The 20,243-nt window shown below is 73.0% G+C and carries 10 protein-coding genes; 7 read left to right on the plus strand and 3 right to left on the minus strand.

Annotated features, from left to right (window positions below):
* Positions 1-123 precede the first annotated feature (123 nt).
* The 3 genes from AC5R91_RS24565 to AC5R91_RS24575 form a co-directional block, all read right to left on the minus strand.
* On the minus strand, positions 124-1,548 hold the full coding sequence (locus AC5R91_RS24565; protein WP_495393667.1) for a maltokinase N-terminal cap-like domain-containing protein: 1,425 nt from the start codon (positions 1,546-1,548) through the stop codon (positions 124-126).
* Positions 1,549-1,776: 228 nt separating this feature from the next.
* On the minus strand, positions 1,777-3,501 hold the full coding sequence (gene treS, locus AC5R91_RS24570) for a maltose alpha-D-glucosyltransferase (RefSeq protein WP_495393668.1): 1,725 nt from the start codon (positions 3,499-3,501) through the stop codon (positions 1,777-1,779).
* On the minus strand, positions 3,501-5,534 hold the full coding sequence (locus AC5R91_RS24575; protein WP_495398048.1) for an alpha-1,4-glucan--maltose-1-phosphate maltosyltransferase: 2,034 nt from the start codon (positions 5,532-5,534) through the stop codon (positions 3,501-3,503). Before AC5R91_RS24575 ends, treS begins: the two co-directional genes overlap by 1 nt.
* Before the next feature lie 691 nt (positions 5,535-6,225).
* Between AC5R91_RS24575 and AC5R91_RS24580 the strand changes: the two genes are divergently transcribed.
* The 7 genes from AC5R91_RS24580 to AC5R91_RS24610 all read left to right on the plus strand — a co-directional run bounded on the left by AC5R91_RS24580 (position 6,226) and on the right by AC5R91_RS24610 (position 20,159).
* A complete protein-coding gene (locus AC5R91_RS24580) occupies positions 6,226-6,801 on the plus strand; it encodes a TerD family protein (RefSeq protein WP_495393669.1) in 576 nt (191 codons plus the stop codon).
* A gap of 388 nt (positions 6,802-7,189) precedes the next feature.
* On the plus strand, positions 7,190-8,395 hold the full coding sequence (locus AC5R91_RS24585; protein ID WP_495398049.1) for a DUF475 domain-containing protein: 1,206 nt from the start codon (positions 7,190-7,192) through the stop codon (positions 8,393-8,395).
* A 197-nt stretch (positions 8,396-8,592) separates the two neighbouring features.
* The gene (locus AC5R91_RS24590; protein WP_495393670.1) at positions 8,593-9,273 is read left to right on the plus strand and encodes a TerD family protein; all 681 of its coding nucleotides are present in this window, start codon (positions 8,593-8,595) and stop codon (positions 9,271-9,273) included.
* Between the two features lie 67 nt (positions 9,274-9,340).
* Entirely contained in the window at positions 9,341-11,773 is a 2,433-nt protein-coding gene (locus AC5R91_RS24595) for a hypothetical protein (RefSeq protein WP_495393671.1), read from the plus strand.
* Between the two features lie 52 nt (positions 11,774-11,825).
* Positions 11,826-13,496 carry an Hsp70 family protein gene (locus tag AC5R91_RS24600; protein ID WP_495393672.1) on the plus strand — a complete coding sequence of 557 codons (1,671 nt, stop codon included), beginning with the start codon at positions 11,826-11,828 and terminating at the stop codon, positions 13,494-13,496.
* Between the two features lie 374 nt (positions 13,497-13,870).
* Positions 13,871-17,740, plus strand: coding sequence for a zinc ribbon domain-containing protein (locus AC5R91_RS24605; protein WP_495393673.1), 3,870 nt, complete (start codon positions 13,871-13,873; stop codon positions 17,738-17,740).
* 622 nt (positions 17,741-18,362) lie between these two features.
* On the plus strand, positions 18,363-20,159 hold the full coding sequence (locus AC5R91_RS24610) for a glycoside hydrolase family 26 protein (protein WP_495393674.1): 1,797 nt from the start codon (positions 18,363-18,365) through the stop codon (positions 20,157-20,159).
* The last annotated feature ends 84 nt before the right edge of the window (positions 20,160-20,243 follow it).

A 20,243-nucleotide genomic window follows, 5' to 3' on the forward strand; every position in this document is an offset into this window, starting at 1 on the left:
GGTGTCCCGTCCGCGCCATGCCGTTGTTGACGTCGCCGCTGTTCACTGGGACACCCCTGCCTCTCTCCGCGATGGGGATGATGGTCCGGCGCACCGGCGGCGGGTCGGTCCGCCCGCTCCCGCTCATCCGGTCTGTGGGTGAGTCTGGCCCGGCGAATGGGTCTGGGCCGGCGAATGGGTCTGGGCCGGTGGGTGAGTCTGGGTGAGCCGCTCCACCGAGGCCATCGGGATGCCGATCCACCCCGGCCGGTGGCGCGCCTCGTACAGCACCTCGTAGACCGCCTTGTCGAGCTCGAACGCGCGCAGCATCGCCGCGTCGTCGCGTGGGTCGCGACCTGCCGCGGCGCCGTACCCCTGGCAGAACGCCTCCCGGTTGCGGTCGGCCCACTCCTGCGCCCGGTAGACCAGTGCGGGCTCGTCGCCCCGTTCCAGCAGCATGGAGCGAGCCGCGTAGTCGAACGAGCGCAGCATCCCGGCGACGTCGCGCAGCGGCGACTCCAACCCCACCCGCTCGGGGACCGGGCGGGCCGGCTCGCCCTCGAAGTCGAACAGCACCCAGCCCGAGTCGACCCGCAGCACCTGGCCGAGATGCAGGTCGCCGTGCAGCCGCTGGAACGGCCGGGGATGGACGACCGCCGGCGCCGCGCCGGTGAGCTCGTCGTAGGACTTGCGCACGGCGGCCTCGAAGGGCCGCAGTTCGGCGACGGCCTCGACGGCGACGTCGAGGCGGCCGTGCAGGTACGTCACCAGGGCGCGCAGCGCGTCGGCGGTGGGTTGGCGCGTCGGCAGCGCCCGAGCCAGGTCCGCGTGCACCTCGGCGGTGGCCGCGCCGAGCCGCTCGGCCTCCGCGGCGAAGTCCCCGCCGACCTCGTCGGCGTGCAGGTCGGCCTCGGCGTAGAGGTCGCGCACGCTGGCCAGCGCCAGCCGCCAGCCCTCGGTCCCGCTGCGCAGGTACTCCTGGAGGAAACCGAGAGTGGTCTGCCGCCCCTCGACCTCCCCGGAGAACCAGGCGACCGGGGCGGCGACGTGCGTGCTGCCGACCTCGGCGAGGGCCCGGGTGACCTCCAGGTCCGGGTTGACGCCCGGCCAGAGCCGACGGAACACCTTCAGGATGTAGGCGTCGCCGTAGATGATCGAGGTGTTGGACTGTTCCGCGCCGACGGCGTGCGCGGGCAGGTCGTCCAGCGTCCGCGTCGCCTCGGCGACGAGGTCGTCCCGGCGGGCCGAGCGGCCGAGAAACCGCAGCAGGGCAGCACTTCCGTCGGGATCGTGCAGCCCGTCGTACACCAGCCCGCCGGCACACTCGCCGATCAGGAAACCGTCGTGGCCGAAGGGGGCGTCGGCCCGGACCACCAGGGGAACCTGGTAGTGGTCAGGCGGCCCGTGGTCGTAGTCCACGTCGACGACGAGCAGCCGCAGCGGTTCGAAGACGGTGGTGTCCCGGCGGATCCGGATCCGCCCGGCGCCGCGGCCCTTGCCGGCGAACCAGCGCTGTCGGGGAAGCCAGTCGGTCAGCAGGCCGGTCAGTTCGGTGTGGTGGTCACCCATCCTCGACCTCCCGATGCCTGTGCTCGACGATCATCGTGTGCACCTAACGTCGAATGTCCCGAAAGTTACCTTTCGTCGGCCACGTCGCGCGCGTACACCGCGGCGACCTCGGTGTTCCCGCCGGCCAGCCCCGCGGTGTGCCGGCCGGCCCGCCGGTTTCACCGGACCCGGCCGCCGTCACCGGGGCCGGGTCTAGCGCCCTACTCTCCCCCCGTCGGCCCCAGGGGGCTAGGGGGTGAATTCCCCCGGTACGGTCAACGCGAACCAGTAATGTCCGTGCCCGGGCAACGTCAGAAGGTAGGGGAGCTCGCCGATCGGCGGGAAGTGCACCCGGCCGAGCAGCTCGACGGGGACCAATCCCTCGAAACGGCGCAGATCCAGCTCCACCGGCTGGGCGAAGCGGGACAGGTTCGCGACGCACAGCACCCGGTCGTCGCCGAATTCGCGCACGTACGCGAAGACCGACGGATTCGACGCGGCCAGCTCCTCGTACGTACCCAGGCCGAAGACGGGATGGCGCTTGCGCACCTCGATCATCCGCTTCGTCCAGGCCAGGAACGACGTCTGCATCCGCTGCCCGGCCTCGACGTTCAGGGCCTGGTAGCCATACACCGGGTCCATGATCAGGGGCAGGTAGAGCCGGGCCGGGTCGGACGTGGAGAAGCCCGCGTTGCGGTCGGGTGACCACTGCATCGGGGTCCGGACGCTGTCCCGGTCGCCGAGGTAGATGTTGTCGCCCATGCCGATCTCGTCGCCGTAGTACAGCACCGGGGAACCCGGCAGTGACAGCAGCAGGGCGGTGAACAGCTCCATCTGGTCGCGGCTGTTGTCCAGCAGCGGGGCCAGCCGGCGGCGGATGCCGATGTTCGCTTTCATGCGGGGGTCCTTGGCGTACTCCGCCCACATGTAGTCGCGCTCGTCGTCGGTCACCATCTCCAGGGTGAGCTCGTCGTGGTTGCGCAGGAAGATGCCCCACTGGCAGTTCGGCGGGATCTGCGGTGTCTGGGCCAGGATCTCGGAGATGGGATAGCGCGACTCCCGCCGCACCGCCATGAAGATGCGCGGCATCAGCGGGAAGTGGAACGCCATGTGGCACTCGTCGTCGTTGCCGAAGTACTCGACGACGTCGGAGGGCCACTGGTTGGCCTCGGCGAGCAGCACCCGGTCGGCGTACTTGGCGTCGACCTCCTTGCGGACCCGCCGGAGGTACTCGTGGGTCTCCGGCAGGTTCTCGCCGTTGGTGTTGTCCCGCACGTAGAGGTAGGGCACCGCGTCGAGCCGGAAACCGTCGATGCCGAGGTCCAGCCAGAAGCGCAGGACCTCCAGCATCGCCTCCTGCACGTCCGGGTTGTCGTAGTTCAGGTCGGGCTGGTGGGAGAAGAAGCGGTGCCAGTAGTACTGGCCGCGCACCGGGTCCCAGGACCAGTTCGACTTCTCCGTGTCGACGAAGATGATCCGCGCCTCGGGATACCGCTCGTCCGTGTCGGACCAGACGTAGAAGTCCCCGAAGGGCCCCTCCGGATCCGACCGGGACGCCTGGAACCACGGGTGGGCGTCGGAGGTGTGGTTCATCACCAGGTCGGCGACGATCCGGATGCCGCGACGATGCGCCTCGTCGACGAGGCTGACGAAGTCCCCCAGGTCGCCGAATTCGGGCAGGATCTGGAAGTAGTCGCTGATGTCGTAACCGCCGTCGCGCAGCGGCGAGGAGTAGATCGGCAGCAGCCACAGGCAGTCGACGCCGAGCCACTCCAGATAGTCGAGCTTGGAGATCAGGCCGCGGATGTCGCCCGTGCCGTCGCCGTTGGAGTCGGCGAAGCCCCGGATGAGCACCTCGTAGAACACGGCGCGCTTGAACCAGTACGGGTCGCGGGACGACTCCCCGACGGGTCCGGCGGGGGCTGGGCGGGGGGTGTCGTCGCCGATGGGCTCGCTGAGGGGTTCCGGTTCCATCACGACCGGGCTCGCACGGTGAGGATGTGCGCGGGCTCGACGGACGGGTCGAGCCGGACGTAGTTGTCCCGGCCCCACCGGAAGGTCTGCCCGGTGATCTCGTCGGTCACGTCGAAGGAGTCGTCCCAGCCGAGGCCGAGGGCGGGCATGTCGAGGCGCACCGTGGTCTCCCGCGTCTCGTGCGGGTCGAGGTTGACGATGACGAGCACGGTGTCGGCGCCGCCCGTCCCGCCCGTCCCGCCCGGTTCGGCCGAACCGCCCGGGTCGTCCACATCCGCCAGTCGCTTGGAGTAGACGATGAACTCGTCGCCGTCGGCGTGGTGCAGGTGCAGGTTGCGCAGCCAGTGCAGCGCCGGGTGGGCCCGGCGGATCTGGTTGAGCCGGGTCAGGTAGGGCGCCAGCGAGCGGCCCTCCCGCTCGGCCGCCGCCCAGTCCCGCGGCCGGTACTGGTACTTCTCCGAGTCGAGGTACTCCTCGCTGCCCGGCCGCACCGCGGTGTTCTCGTACAGTTCGTACCCGGCGTAGACGCCCCAGGTCGGGGACATCGTGGCCGCGAGCGCCGCCCGGATCCGGAACGCCGCCGGCCCGCCCTCCTGCAGGTAGCCCGGCAGGATGTCCGGGGTGTTCACGAAGAAGTTCGGCCGCATGTAGTGGGCGGCGTCGATCAGTTCGCGGGCGTACTCCTCCAGCTCCCACTTCTGGTTGCGCCAGGTGAAGTACGTGTACGACTGGGTGAAGCCGATCTTGGCGAGGGTGTGCATCATCGCCGGCCGGGTGAACGCCTCCGCGAGGAACAGCACGTCCGGCTCGGTCGCCTTCACCTGACCGATGAGCCACTCCCAGAACTCGACCGGCTTCGTATGCGGGTTGTCCACCCGGAAGATTCGCACTCCGTGCGCGGTCCAGTGCCGGACGACCCGCAGGATCTCCTGGTAGAGCCCGGTCGGGTCGGTGTCGAAGTTCAGTGGGTAGATGTCCTGGTACTTCTTCGGCGGATTTTCCGCGTAGGCGATCGAACCGTCGCTGCGCACGACGAACCACTCCGGGTGGTGCTTCGCCCACGGATGGTCCGGTGCGCACTGCAGCGCGAGATCCAGGGCGATCTCCATGCCCAGGGAGCGGGCCCGCGCGACGAACAGGTCGAAGTCCTCGATCGTGCCCAGGTCCGGGTGCACGGCGTCGTGGCCACCGTGCTCGCTGCCGATCGCCCAGGGCGAGCCGGGGTCGTCCGGGCCGGGAACGAGGGTGTTGTTCGGACCCTTGCGGTTGACCTCGCCGACCGGGTGGATCGGCGGCAGGTAGACCACGTCGAAGCCCATCGCCGCGATCGCCGGCAGACGCTCGGCGGCGGTGAGGAAGGTCCCCGAGCGCGGCGGGTCGAGGGTCGCCCCCTCCGAGCGGGGGAACATCTCGTACCAGCTCCCGTACAGCGCCCGGGGCCGGTCGACCCAGACCCGGTACAGGGAGGAGCGGGTCACCAGCTCGCGCAGCGGGAAGGCGTCCAGCAGGCTCGTCAGCCGAGGGTCCAGGGCGGCGGCGATCCGCTCGTGGGGATCATTGCGGGTGTCGTCGCGCAGCGCGGCCACCGCCCGGGCGATCTCGGCGCGCCGGCCCTCCGGCACGCCCGGCAGCGCCCGCAGCAGCAGCCGCGCGCCGTCCTCGAGGTCGACCGCGAGCTCGTCGACGTCCTGCCCCGCGTCGACCTTGAGCTCGATGCCGTGCCGCCAGGTGGCGACCGGATCGGACCACGCCTCGACGCGGTACCCCCACAGGCCCTCGTCGCCGGCAGTGATCTCCGCCTCGAGCCGGTCGGTGCCGGGGCCCGCGGAACGCATGCGGATGAACGGCGTGCCCTGACCGTCGGGACCCGACAGCACGACGTTGGCGCCGATGAGGTCGTGACCCTCCCGGAACACGGTCGCACCGACGGTGAGGTTCTCGCCCACGACCGCGCGCGCGGGCCACTGCCCACACGACACGACCGGGGTCACATCGGAGATGACAACCCGGCCTACTGAACGTCCGATCATCATGGCGACCTTATCCAGACGAACCACACCTCAATGGTCCGCCCTGCACGTGGCGAATAACGACACCTCTGCGTGAACTGCCTGCGGCCACCGGATGGGTGATTGTTGGCGTTGGGGTGGGTCCGCCGGCCCCGTCCGGATGGTTCCCGCCGAAGCCGATGTTCCCCAGTTGCTGCGCCCACGAACGTCCGAACCTCGTCTGTTGTGCCGTCCGGCGTGCGCATTCGCTGCCGTACCGGTGACAGTGCCGGGCCCGGAGCGGGTCTGGCGGGCCCGGCCGGCGTTGTTGTTGCGTTGGGTGACCGGTCGGGTCGTGTTCCACCCGCGTTTCCGGCGGGTGAAGTGACCGCCCGATCGGGTCATCGCGGGGCAGGTCCGGGCCCTGTCGGCTGCGCGACGGCGAGCGGGCCGTCAGCCGGGTATACCGGATCGGGTCGGGCGGCCGTCCGCCGCCGGACCGGCGGTGGGAACCTCGCGCGCGACTCGTTCGTCCCGCAGAGCACACGTACTCCGGCACGTGGCCTCCGCGGGCGGAGAGTCACCGTGCCGTTCGCGCCGGGCAGTAGGCTGCCGGCGCCCGGCCGCCGGGGTATCCGGGACACCCGGGGGCGTGCCGCGCTTCCGGACAGCGGCCGCCGCCCGGCTCGGGTGCGGCCCCCAGACAACGCAGTCGACGCACAGCAGGAGGAACACAGTGGGAGTCAGTCTCAGCAAGGGCGGCAACGTGTCGCTGTCCAAGGAGGCGCCCGGCCTGACCAACATCCTGGTCGGCCTCGGCTGGGACGTGCGCAGCACGACCGGCGCCGACTTCGACCTGGACGCCAGCGCCATCGCGTGCCGCGCCGACGGCAAGGTCGTCTCGGACGGGCACTTCGTCTTCTTCAACAACCTCAAGAGCCCCGAGGGTGCGATCGAGCACCAGGGCGACAACCTCACCGGTGAGGGCGAGGGCGACGACGAGGCCATCTCCGTGAACCTCACGTCGCTGCCCGGGGACATCGACAAGATCGTGTTCCCGGTGTCCATCTACGACGCGGACTCGCGCCAGCAGAACTTCGGCCAGGTCCGCAACGCCTTCATCCGCATCGTCAACGGTGCCGGCGGCACCGAGATCGCCCGCTACGACCTCACCGAGGACGCCTCCACCGAGACGGCCATGGTGTTCGGCGAGGTCTACCGGCACGGATCGGACTGGAAGTTCCGCGCCGTCGGCCAGGGCTACGCCTCGGGCCTGGCCGGGATCGCCCGCGACTTCGGCGTCAACGTCTGACCCGGGTTCGCAGCACGTGTGGCACGCCGGGCCGCGTGCCCGGCGGCGGGGACGGCCGGCGCCGGTCGCAGGACCGGCACCGGCCGTCCCGAGGAAGCCGCTCACCGGCCCGGGACGGCCGGCGGCGGCAGCGCAACGACTCCATCACCCGGAGTGTGTGGAGGTAGTGCGCGGGTAGGGCGCGACGTATCCGGTGTAACCCATTTGTCAGGTCGCACCCACCGGATGAACAGCTACGATGCCGACGACCGCCGCTCCGGGCCAACCGGCCGCGGGCCGACGCGGTCTCCGGCGAGTTCAGGCGACGCGGCGGGATCCGACGGACCGCGGATCCGCCCGCGTGGCGCGACCGGGGTCTGGCGATCGGTCCGGGAAGGTGTTGATGGGCGTGCACGCCTTGCGGATCTTCGGGTGGTCGTTGGCGATCACCGCGATCGGGGTGGCCGGAGCGGGGGTGATCGGCAGCCCCCGGGACGCGGCCATCGTCGCCATCCTCGCCGTGCTCGAGATCAGCCTCTCCTTCGACAACGCGGTCATCAACGCGACGATCCTGCGCCGGATGAGTGCCTTCTGGCAGAAGCTCTTCCTGACGCTCGGCGTCGTCATCGCCGTGTTCGGCATGCGACTGCTCTTCCCGATCATCATCGTGGCGCTCACCGCGCACCTCGGCCCGATCAAGGTCTTCGACCTGGCGCTCAACGACAGCGCGCAGTACGCCGAGAAGCTCGGCGACGCCCACCCGGCGATCGCCGCCTTCGGCGGGATCTTCCTGTTCATGTTGTTCCTGGACTTCCTGTTCGACTCCGAGCGGGAGGTCCAGTGGATCAAGAAGCTGGAGGAGCCGCTGCGCCGCGCCGGCCAGCTTGACGTGATCCCGACCGTGATCGGTCTCATCGCGCTGCTCGTCGTGGGCGAGGCGTTCTCCGGTGACCACACCCAGCAGGTGCTGACCGCGGGCGTCGCGGGTCTCGCCACCTACCTCGGCGTGCGGGGTCTCGGCGAGTTCTTCGAGTCGCGCGGAGTCGGCGCCGAGGAGGACGACACCGCCGACGCCGCCGACGACGCCGCCGACGGCGCGGCCGTCGAGGGCGCCGGGAAGAACGCCGGTGCCCCGAGGCCCTCCGGGCAGCCGAAGCTGGTGCTCGCCACCGGCAGGGCGGCCGCCTTCCTGTTCCTCTACCTGGAGGTCATCGACGCGTCGTTCTCGTTCGACGGCGTCGTCGGCGCGTTCGCGATCTCCCAGAACATCTTCGTCATCGCCACCGGCCTGGGCATCGGCGCGATGTACATCCGTTCGCTGACCGTGTACCTCGTCCGCCGCGGCACCCTGTCCGAGTACATCTACCTCGAGCACGGTGCGCACTACGCGATCGGCGCATTGGCGATCATCCTGGCCATCTCGATCGAGACCGAGGTCCCGGAGATCGTCACCGGCCTGGTCGGGGTGGCCTTCATCGGCCTGGCGCTGGTGTCCTCCATCCGCCACCGCCGCCAGCAGGCCGACGCCGACGCCGACTCCACCGGCTCCGCCACGGGCGACGGAGGCGAGGGCGGCCAGGGCCAGCCGCGCGAGGCGGTGGGCGCGCCGCTGTAGCGCCGGCGCGACCGGCCGGGGCCGGCTCGCGCATCCGGTGGGTGCTGCGGTCTGGAGTGGTCCGCCGCCGATGTGACATCGTCGGGGCGACACCGGGCGCAGCCGGCGACGGTCCACCCACCGGTCGTATCCACCCACCGGTCGTATCCGCCCACCGACTGCAGATCACCAATCCGGCAACCGCGAAGGAGCGGACCATGGGCATCGACTACACCAAGCGTCCCGCCACGCCACCGGCCGGCTCCGGACCGGTCTCGCTGAGCAAGGTGACGCTGACGAAGTCCGCGCCGTCCGTGTCGCTGAGCAAGCAGGGCGGCGGCGGCCGGCTCCACGTCAACCTCAACTGGAACCAGACCCCGGCCGGGGGCCAGCAGCAGAAGGGCGGCTTCCTCAAGCGGGTGCTCGGCGCCGCCGGCGGGGGCGTCGACCTGGATCTCGCCGCGCTGTTCGAGCTCACCGACGGCCGTTCCGGCGTGGTGCAGGCGCTCGGCGACGCGTTCGGCTCGTTCGACGGACCGCCCTACGTCAACCTCGACGCGGACGACCGGACCGGAGCCGCCACGGGCGGCGAGAACCTCTACGTCAACCTCGCGCAGATCGGCCAGATCCGCCGCCTGCTCGTGTTCGCCTTCATCTACCAGGGTGTGGCCTCGTTCGACCAGGCCGACGCGGTGGTAACCCTGACGCCCGCTCAGGGTGCCCCGATCGAGGTACGCCTCGACGAGCAGGCCGGCGGCGCCCGGATGTGCGCGATCGCGCTGCTGACCAACACCGGCAACGACTTCACCGTCAGCCGCGAGGTGCGGTACGTCAGCGGTCACCGCGAGCTCGACCAGGCTTACGGCTGGGGGCTGAACTGGACCGCCGGCCGTAAGTGAGTAACGCCGGTACCTCGCGATGACCCCCCCGGTCCCGCCGCCCGGCGGCGAGGAGGATCGATACCCGATGTTCCAGTCACGTCGCGATCCCGCGCCCCGCGGCCGGGGAAGCTGGTTCCCGCCCGGCGGGCCGCGCCCCGGCCCGCCGGACCCCCTGGTTCCCGATCCCCTGGATCCGGATCCCCTGGATCCGGAGTCGCTGGAGCCCGACCCGTCGGCCCCGGATCCGCTCGCGGGCGGAGGCGAGCCGGGCCGTGACCCGCGGGGGGCACGGGACGGGCTGGAGCCGTTCGGCGCGGACGGCTACTCGGCCTGGCGGGGACCGGACCATCCTGAGGACCGGGCGGCCCAGAATCGGGCGGCCCAGAATCGGGCGGTGCAGGACCGGGCGGTGCAGGACCAGGGGGCCTTCGAGCGGTCGGGGCGGGCTCCCGGACCGCAGCGCGACGATCTGCTCCGCGGCTGGGATCCGCAGCCTGCCGGCCATGGTCCGGGGGACTACTTCGACCCGCCCGACCGAGCCCAGGGCTTCGGCGGGCGCCCCGAAGCCGGCGGACGGTCTGCCCCCGGGACCGGCGTGGACTGGGACGAGTCCGTGCCGGTGGGGGTGCGCGGATTCGGGGTGCCGCCGCTGGGCTCTGCCCCGGCGGTCAGCCCGTACGAGCCCGCGGGACGCGATCGCGCCGATACCGCGGACGTCCGCCCCGCCGCCGACGCCGCCTCGTACGCCGACGCCGCTTCCTATGCCGACGCCGCTTCCTACGCCGATGCTGCTTCGTTCGCCGATGCTGCTTCGTATGCCGATGCTGCTTCGTATGCCGACGCTGCTTCGTATGCCGACAACCCGCCTTATGTCGCCGACGCCACCTATGCCGAAGGCGCGCCTCCCGGCGGCGGCGCCCTCGGCTCCGCGGCCGATGCCCTCGGCTCCTCCGCCGATGCCTTCGGGGGTGCGGGGGCGGGTGCGGCCGCCACCGACCCGGGGCCCGCGGCAGACGGCTACGAGGGCGGGCACTGGCGCGACGAGCCGGCCGACGGCCACCGCGGCGAGCCCTACCCACCCGCCATCCGGCGCTACGCCGCCGATCCCCGGCACCTGGCCGAGCCTGCCCACGAGGCCGACCTCGCGGACCCGGACCACCCGGGCCGCACCGAGCCCGCCTGGCCCGGCGGTGTCGAGCCGGTTGTCGAGCCGGTTGCCGAGCTGGACCCCGGCGGCCCGCGGCGGGACGGTGGCCGAGGTCTGTACCCGCAGGAGCTGGAGCATTCCCGCCGTATGGACTATCCGGATCTGCTCGCGCCGAGGGAGGGCCACCACCCGGGCGAGTACCCGCACGGGGCGCGGCCCGACGACCCGATGGTGGCGGCGGCCGGTGGGTATGCCGATCTCGCCGGGCCGGCGCAGCGCCCTGGGCCGAACCTGGGGACGATCGCACGCGGCATCGACGACGACGAGCTGCGGGCGGCCGGTTTCGCCGTATCGCCGGCGACGGGCCCGCCGCCGGCGCCTGGCGGCAGTCCTGCCGCCGACGCCGGCCACGCCGCGGGCGCCGGGTCCGGTGCGGACGGGTCGAGTGCCGTCGAGGTGGGAGACATCGGGTCGCCGGCGGTCTGGGGCGGCGGCGACCACGACGACGTGGCGAGCCCGGCGGGCGAGGGTTACCACGACGAGGTGGACGATCCCGCGGAGGCGGACTACCTCGACGACTCGAACTATCCCGTCGGATCGGATCGCGCCGAGCGATCGGATCATGCCGGCGGTTCCCTGCCGGACGGCGGGACCAGTGGAGGTGCGGCGCGCGTCGGCGGGCCGCCGGGCCCCTCCGCTCCCGGCCCCGACGACGATGCGGACGGCATGTTGACGGCACGCGCGGCGGTCGGTCGGAGCGGCGAAGTCGGTCGTCACCAGGATCTCAACCGTGGGGATGCCGACCGTGAGGACGCCGCCGGGCGGACGGAGGACTCCGTGGCCGCTGCGCGTCTCCCGCAGGGCGGGCGGGCGGGCGCCGGGTCGGCGGGAGCCGGGGACCTGGCCGGGTCGATCGGCGCGATCCAGGCGGTGGCCCTCGAGCGACTCGCCGGCCAGGTCGACGAGCTCGCCCGGCTACGCCGCCACGATGCGGAGCTGGTGGACCGGCTGCACGCGGAGAACAGCCGCCTGCGGGCCGGGGAGCTCACCGAGGCGATGGCGCCGCTGCTGCGGGGCCTGATCCGGCTCCACGATCAGATGGGTAGCCTGGGGGCGGACGATCCGCAGAGCGTCGCCGGCATCCTGCGCAAGCAGCTCCTCCAGGTGCTGGACCTGGCCGTGGACGTGCGGCCGTACACAGCGGTACCGGGGGGGACCTTCGACCCGGCGCGGCATCTCGGTGTGCGGCGGGTGGCCACGGACGATCCCGGACGGGACGGGACTATCGCCCGCACCGTGCGCCCGGGCTTCGTCCGTGGCGAGACGACCGTCGTCCGGCCCGCGGAGACCGAGGTCTACCGCACGCGCTGAGTCGCGGTGGCGGCGAACGCTGACGAGACTTGCGAAGGGAAGAGTTCAGACGGTGGCGGGTACCAAGGTGTTCGGGATCGACCTGGGCACGACCTACTCCTGCATCGCCCAGGTCGACGAGTACGGCCGGCCGGACGTGATCCGTAACATCGAGTCCCAGCCCACGACACCGTCGGTCGTGCTGTTCGACGGCGGTGGCGAGGGCGCCACGTCCTTCGTGGTGGGCACTCAGGCCAAGCGGCAGGCCCGCATCCGCCCCGACGACGTCGCGCGGCTGGTCAAGCGGCACATGGGCGCGTCCGACTGGCGCTTCGTCGCGCACGACGTGGAGTACAGCGCCTCGGCGGTGTCGAGCCTCGTGCTCAAGGCGCTCGCCGCCGACGCCGAGCGGGCGACCGGCACCCCGGTCACGGACGCGGTCATCACCGTGCCGGCGTACTTCGGTGACGAGGAGCGCAAGGCGACCAAGCTCGCCGGCGAGCTGGCCGGGCTGAACGTGGTCGACATCATCAACGAGCCCACGGCCGCGGCGTTCGCGTACGGCTTCGGCCAGGACGGCGCGGAGGAGTCGACCGTCCTGGTCTACGACCTCGGCGGCGGCACGTTCGACACCACGGTCATCCGGCTGAGCGAGGGCGCGATCACCGTGGTGGCCACCGACGGCGACCACGAGCTCGGCGGTGCGGACTGGGACAACGAGCTCGTCCGCTATCTGGCGCAGAAGTTCGCCGAGGCGCAGCCGGACGCGGGCGACCCCCTCGACGACGTCTACGACGAGCAGGAGCTGCTCACCGCGGCCGAGGACGCCAAGCTCGCGCTGTCCGGGCGGGACAGCGTCGACGTCCTTGTCGTGCACAAGGGCAGGCGGGTGAGCGTGCCGGTGACCCGGGCGACGTTCGAGGAGATCACCGGGCCGCTGCTGCGCCGCACCCTGGACCTGACCGGTTCCGTGCTGGAGCGGGCCCGGGAGAAGGGCGTCGAGAAGATCGACCTGTGCCTGCTGGTCGGCGGCATGAGCAAGACGCCGGCGGTCGGCCGCCGGTTGCAGGAGTCCTTCGGGCTCACGTCCCGGCTCGTCGACCCGGACCTGGCGGTGGCCAAGGGCGCCGCCGTGTACGGGCAGAAGAAGGCCCTCGAACGCGAGGTCCACTCCGACCTGGTGGCCAGCGGGGCGCTGCGTCCCGATCAGGACCTCGCCGCGGCCGACGCCGCCGCGGTGGAGAAGGCGGCGGCGGCCAGCGCCGGCGCCGCGGGGCTCGCGACCGCGTCCGTGGTCGACCTCGTCCGCACCAAGGTCACCAACGTCACCTCCCGCGGCTTCGGGATCTTCGCGGAGGACCGCGGCGTGCCGGTCGCGGCCTTCCTCGCCCACCAGAACGACCCGCTGCCGATCTCGGTGACCCGCACCTTCTACACGGTGACCGACGATCAGGCCGAGGTCGACATCCGGGTCTTCGAGCAGGGGACCACGGCCGAATCGACGGCGATCGACGACAACAAGGTGATCGTCGCCGGGGCGATCTCCGGGATTCCGCCGGGTCACCAGCGCGGCACGCCGGTCGAGGTCACCTTCGCGATGGCGGGGGACCAGACAATTCGGGTTACCGCGGCGCACGAGGGTGCCGCCAACGCGCTGGTCCTTCAGGTGCGTGCCGGGGTCGGTTCCGAGGAGATGCGGGCGACCGAGTCGGCGAAGGTCAGCCTGCTCAAGCAGCGGGACTGAGCCGGTCGATCCCGCGACCAGGGACTTCTCCCACGGCCCGGGAAAAACCCGCTCGAGAAGTGTTATGAGCTGCCAATTTCCCACGTACGCAGGCGCTTCCGGGTGTCGGCCCCGTAGTCGGTAGGGTCAGCCGGGACGCACGGTCAGGGTCCGCCAATCGTCGCCAGACGGCGATACGGGCCGCCGGTCCGCAAGGACCGGACTGGGCGTCCGCGGCGTCCGGGACCCGGGGCGGGGCGCCGCTTCGTACTCTCGGGTGTGGGGCCTGCCGGGTGTGGGGCGGTAAACTGCCGCCCCGCGTTCGGCGCCCGAAGACGGGCCGGTCGCCGGTCCGTCCGGAGGGCACGGCGGTCACGTGGGACGAAGGTGGATCCTTGAGCGCGGCGTTCGACGGCAGCGGCTATCGCCAGCGGGTGCTCGCACCGCTGCGGGCGGGCTCCTCCCTGGACACCGCCGACCCCTTCCTCATCGCCGGCCTCGACCCCACCGTGCCGTACACCGACTCCGACATCGGGGCCCATCTCGTCCGCGTCCTCGCCTTCCTACAGCGCGAGCGCAACTCGGCCAAGTACGCCACGCTCGCCACCGAGCTGGTGCGCCGCCGCGGGGAGTGGGAGGAGCCGCTGCGCGACGCCGAGTCCCGCGAGCGGGTCCGCGCCCACGTGCTCGCCGCCCGGCGCAGCGGGGACGCGGAGCGGCTGGCGAAGGTCGACGGCTACCTCGCCACCGTCCGGGAACGCTTCGGCGGCATCCCCGCCTCCCGCGTCGACGGCCTGCGCCGGCTCGCCGTCGCCGCCGGGGTGACCGTCGAGGAGTTCGACGCCCGGCTCAGCCGGGAGCAGATCATCGTCGACGGCGTCGGCGGCGGGGTGGAGCCGCTGCCGCCCGAGGTCCGCCGCCAGATCGCCGAGCGGTTGGCCGAACTGCGAGCTCTGCGCGGCGGCGACCGGGTGTCCAGCGCGTCGCTGTGGGCGTTCCTCGGGCTCGCCCCCGACGCCTCGCCGGAACGGCTGGCCGCCGCCTACGCCGCGGTGGCGGCCGCCAACAGCCGCCGCCCGCACGACCGGGAGAAGACGGTCACGGCCGATCTGCTGGCCCTCGTCTCGACCCGGCTGGTCGAGGGTGATCCGGCCGCCTACACGGTCGGCCTGATGGCGGACGCGGCCGACGAGTTGCGCCCCGCGGTGGAGGAACACGTCGTCCTCGACGGCGAGCTCACCGCCGTCGCCTTCGAGGGCCTCGTCCGCGCGGCGCTGGCCACCGGGCGCGGGCTCACCGCGGCGCAGGCGAAGTCCGTGGTGCTCGGGGTGGCGCGGGAACTCGGTGCCGCGGTCAACGTCGGCGGGGTCGTCGACTACGTCGTCTGCCCCGGCTGCGGGCGCCCGGAGGCGGCCGGCGCCGCCCGGCACTGCCGGTACTGCGACACCGACCTCTACACGACCTGCCCGTCCTGCGGTTCGATGACCGAGGCCGCCGCGGTGGTCTGCCGGCACTGCGGGCACAGCCTGCGCCAGGCCCGGGAGGCGGCCGAGGCGCTCGCCGCCGTGCGCCGCGCGCTGGAGGGTGGGCGTCCCCGCGAGGCCGGTGAGCTGCTCGCCGCCGCGCATCCCGTGCTGGTCGCCGTCGGCGGCCCGGTCGCCGGCGCCGCCGACGAGCTCGGCGCCCGGGTGTCCGCGGCGCTCGGCGCGGCCGACGCCGGCTGGCGGGCCCTGTCCGAGGCGCGCGCGGCCAACCGGGCCGACGCCGCCCTCGACGACGCCCGCTGGCTCGCCGCGCAGGCGGCGGACGTGCCCGGTCCGGACGGCCGCAGCCCGGCGGAGGTGCTGGCCGAGCTCATCGCCGCCCAGGCGGTGATCCGCCGGCGGGTGGAGGCCGCGCGGGCGCTGCCACCCGAGGCCCAGGAGGCCGCCCTGGCCGCGGTGCTCGCCACCGCCGCGGACAACCGGGAGGCGCTCGCGGCGTTGGCGGCGCTGCCGCTGTCGCCGCCGTCGGACCTCGCCGCGGTCGCCGGCCCCGACGGTTCGGTGCAGCTTCGCTGGCGGGCGTCGCCGTCCGTCGGCGGCCCCGTCTCCTACCGGGTGGAGCGCGTCGTGCTCGTCGAGGGCGGCGGGGCGACGCTGGGCCGGCGCAGCCTGGGCACCACCCGCTCCACCGAGCTCTACGACGCCGGCGCGCCGGCGTGGACGCCGGTGCGGCACGAGGTCACCGCGATCTGCGGCGAGCGCCGCTCCGAGCCGGTCGCCTCCGCGCCCGTGGTCTGCACCCGTGACCTCGCCGAGCTGCGCGCCGAGCGGACCGCCGCCGGGATCCGGCTGGGCTGGCAGCTCGACGGCGCCCTGTCGGTCGTCACGGTCGAGCGGACCGTCGCGCCCGGCTCGCCCGTCAGCCAGCCGCCCCGGCGGGCCCGGGTCACCGGCGGCGTGTTCCACGACACGGACGTCGTCGTCGGCGTGACGTACCGCTACCACGTCTTCGTCGAGTACCACGACGCGGCCGGGCGCCCCGTCCGCACGCCCGGTGCCGAGGCCGAGGTCGAGGTGACCGCCCGGCCCCGGCCGGTGCAGGATCTCGCCGCCGTCACCACCAGCGGTCGCACCACGCTGCGCTGGACGCCCCCGCCCGGCTGGGAGGTGCGGATCTACGCGACGCCGGTCGCGTCGGGTCCTGCCGGCGGTGCCGGGAACACCGGTCCGCGGCTGGTGCCGGGCTCGGGTTCCGGCCCGCTGCCGCTGCCCGGCGCCGGCTCGGGCCCGCTGGCCATGCCGGGCTCCGGCCCGCTGCCCCTCGGCGGGCTCGGTGGCGAGGGCGACGACGTGCAGCTCGCCGCCATCACCGGGCCCGTCCGCCTGGTCGGCGCCAGCCGTGCCGGGCAGGCCGCGGAGTCCGCCCCGGTCGGCGAGGTGATCTACACCCCGGTGACGGTGCACGGGGAGTCGGCCGTCGTCGGCCGGGCCGTGCGGCACGTGGTGATCGAGCCCGTGCGCGACCTGCGCGCCGACGACCGCGGCGAGTCGATCGTGCTGTCCTTCCAGATGCCGCCCGGGGTGACCGAGGCGCGGGTGCTCTGGCGGCGGGACCGTACGCCCACCGGCCCGGACGACCCGTACGCCGCCAGTGCCAAGGTCACCAACACCAGCCTGGAGATCAAGGGCGGCTGGCATCTCGCCGCCCCGGCGGACGGATGGGCCTACCACGTGGCCGCGTATCCGATGTACCGGGCGGGCGGGATCGCCCGGGTCGCGACCGCGGGGGTGGCGGTGCTGGCCCGGCCCGCGACCCGCAGCGACCCGCCGCCGCTGCTTCCCACGGCGTCCGGGCCCGCCACCGGCGGTCACGTCGTCGGTGGACCGGGGGGAGGACCCGGGAGCATCCTCGGCGGTCCGTTCGCGGGGCGGCCCACCGCCGGGTCCGACCCGCCCGGCTCCGATCCGATCACCGCCGCGCACCCGCTCGGGGGCCCGGCCCAGCCGCGCACCGGCGCGGTGCCGGTGCCCGTGCCCGTGCCGGTCGGCGCCCGCCATCGGGTGGCGGGGGTCCCTCAGCCGGGTGGGACCCGGGGGTCCGCGCATGGGGACAACCCGCCGACGGCCCCACTCGGCGGGCTGCCGCTGCCCCTGCTCCCGCCGGCCGGCGGCATGCCGGCCGCGGGCGGCCCGGCACAGGCGTGGCACGGGCGGTTCGCGCCCGGCTCGCCCGGCCCGCTCGTTCCCGGTGGCACGGCACCGGCGGGACCCGGTCCCGGCGCGGGGCAGCCGGTCGTCCCCGACGGTCCCGGCGGCTCGGACGGCCGGGGTGAGGGTGGCGCCCCCGGCGCCCCCGGTGTCCTGGACCCGCCAGGGGCCCCGGCCGGGTCCGGGACCCCGGCGGGTGCGGGGGGCGGTCCGGTGGTGACCGGGCCGGTGCCGCTCGGGTCGGATGCCGGTGCGCTGATTCAGCCGACGGTCACCTACACGGTGAGTCGATCCGGTTGGCGGCGGCGGACCATGCGGGTCCAGGTGCACACCTCCGGCCCGGTCGGTGAGCTGATCCTGTTCGCGCGGCCGGGCGCCGCGCCGCCGCGGGTGGCCGCCGAGGCCCACGAGCTGTCCCGGCTTGCGGCCGTCGATCAGGCCGTGACCCGCACCATCGACGTCACGCTCGACGGGGCGCAGCTTCCGTGGGGCGTCCGATTGTTGCCGGCGCTGGTCCACCCCACCGGCTGGAGCGTCACGCATCCCGCCGACGAGGATCTGGTCGTCCGCTGAACGACCGTTCCGGCCTGGTCAGATCATGTTCTTCCGCGTCGTGATTTGGGCGAGTGTTGTCTTGTGGCGTCCGCCGTGCGGAGATGTCCCACCAGGTCTGCAATAATGGCACTACCACGGAAAGTATTCGTCCTGGTGCTGTTCCTTGTAGTCGGTGTGCCCCTTACGATTGGGTCCATCACGCGTAGTTCCAGTACCGGCCAGGTGGGTGTTCGCCACCTGGTCGGAGCATCTGTCGAACCGTCCTGACCCCGAGGTCGGAGACGGTCGGCGTCACGGACGGGCCGCAGTGGCAGCCCGGTCGACGCGCCCGCCGCGGTGTCGTCGAGCTCTGATGGCGCGCTGAGTGGCCGCGTAGGCGGCGGCTCGGAGGGGACGCCCCATCAACGGTCGTGATCCGACCATGCTCCGTTGTCGGTGTGCAGTGCGCTCGGCGGGTGCGTCTCACGCCAACTCCGAAAGGCAGCGCGCGAGCATGGTCTCGACCTCTCGTCGCCGACCGTCCCCTCCGGTCGGCCGTTCGGTCTCCCCGCCCACTCGACCTCGTGGCGCGCCCGGCCGCCGCGGCCCTGGCCGCCGCCGGACCCGCCGACCGGTCCGTACCGGTGCCCGGCTGGGCCTGGTGTCGGTGTTCGTCCTCGGACTGCTGGGGGCGGTCACCCCGCTGGCGCAGGCCGCGGGCGAGACGCCGAGTCCCCAGCCGTCCCCGACGCCGCCGAGCGCGGTCTCGCCGAGCGCCAGCCCGACGGCCTCGACCGAGACCGCGAACACCGTCCAGCCCGGGGTCCCGATCTCCACGATGACCCCGCAGGCCCGCAGCCGCATCACGCTGGTCCTGTTCGACGAGGACATCGTGCTCGTCGGCGGTCGTGACTTCGCCGCCGGTGACGACGTCACCGTTGCCGCCGAGACCACCAGCCTGGGCGGCAGCGCGCTGACCAAGGCGGACGCCGACGGTCGCTTCATCCTGGGCTTCCGGGTACCGGCGGACTTCAAGGGCACGGTCAACGTCAAGGCGACCCAGGGTGGCGCCACCGCCGCCGACGCCCTCGACGTGACCGGCCCCGAGGCGGCGGCGAAGGAGTTCAAGGAGGCGCCGGCCCTGCCCGACGTCCCCGTGCAGCACTCCGACACCACCAGCGCGACGGGTACCACCAGCGCGACGGGTACCACCACCGCGACGGACACCACGGGCACCGCCGCCTCGGCGAGCCCCGGCGCCGCGACGCCGACCGTGTCGCCGAGTCCGGACGCCGCGGGATCGCCGACGCCGAGCGCCGCGCCGCAGCCGTCACCCACCGCCGACGTCACCGCGTCGCCCAGCTTGACCGCGAGCCCGACCGCCGCCGAGGGCAAGGGGGGGCGCCGGCAGTTCGGCGCAGCCTCGCCGTCGGCCTCGGCCGCCTCGGCCGCCTCGCCGTCGGCCGCCGGGCTGCCGACGGTCCCGCCGGCAAGCCCGACCCCCACGACCGGCGCGGCCGCCCCGGCTGCCCCGGCTGCCGGCGGTGCGCCGGAGATCGACGCCGGCGGGGCCAAGTCGGGCCTGCCCTGGCTGTCCGGGTTCCAGTCGCACCAGCTCGCGCAGCTCACGGAGTTCGGCAACTGGCGCGGGCGGCCCAACGACCTCGTCCACGTCTACACCGACCGCACCTCGGGTTGGGGCGGGCTCGTGGAGCCGGCCTGGCCGGTCGACCTGTTCAAGGGGTTCGCCGGCAAGCTGCTGATCAGCGAGCCGACCTACCCCAAGGGCCAGGGCGACAACGGGGCCTGCGCCCGCGGTGAGTACGACGGTCAGTGGAAGAAGCTGGGCAGCTTCCTGGTCTCCCACGGCCGGGGCGACTCCATCGTCCGGATCGGCTGGGAGTTCAACGGCACGTTCATGTACTGGCACACCGACGCCGACGCGACGACGTTCCGCACCTGCTTCCAGAAGATCGCGGCGGCCATCAAGTCCACCGACCCGCAAGTCAAGATCGACTGGACGTTCAACGCGCACAACTCGCCGGTGCCCACCGGCAACAGCCCGTGGAGCGCCTACCCGGGCGACGAGTACGTCGACTACGTCGGCATCGACGCCTACGACCACTTCCCGCCGTCGAAGGACGACGCGACGTGGAACAAGCAGTGCGAGGACGTCAACGGCCTGTGCTACGTGATCCGGTTCGCCCGGGAGCACGGCAAGAAGGTCGGGGTCGGTGAATGGGGCGTGGCCTCCTGCAGCGGTGACGGCGGCGGCGACAACCCGTTCTACATCCAGAAGATGTTCGAGACGTTCAAGGCGGCCGGCGACGTGATGGGCTACGACGCCTACTTCAGCGATCCCACCCCCGGCAACGTCTGCTCGACGATCACGAACGGCGGTCAGAACCCGAAGTCCGCCGCCGAGTACAAGAAGCTCTTCGGCACCGGAGCAAGCTGACCGGCGCAGGGCTGGTCAACGGCAGATCGTCGGGCCGGGACGGAGAGATCCGTCCCGGCCCGACCCGTTGAGGGTTGCTCCGTC

The organism is Frankia sp. BMG5.60, from assembly GCF_059428125.1.

Coding starts and splice junctions, on each gene's coding strand:
- AC5R91_RS24565 (WP_495393667.1), bottom strand. CDS start 1,548: ATGGGTGACCACCACACCGAACTGACCGGCCTGCTGACCGACTGGCTT.
- treS (WP_495393668.1), bottom strand. CDS start 3,501: ATGGAACCGGAACCCCTCAGCGAGCCCATCGGCGACGACACCCCCCGC.
- AC5R91_RS24575 (WP_495398048.1), bottom strand. CDS start 5,534: ATGATGATCGGACGTTCAGTAGGCCGGGTTGTCATCTCCGATGTGACC.
- AC5R91_RS24590 (WP_495393670.1), top strand. CDS start 8,593: ATGGGCATCGACTACACCAAGCGTCCCGCCACGCCACCGGCCGGCTCC.
- AC5R91_RS24595 (WP_495393671.1), top strand. CDS start 9,341: ATGTTCCAGTCACGTCGCGATCCCGCGCCCCGCGGCCGGGGAAGCTGG.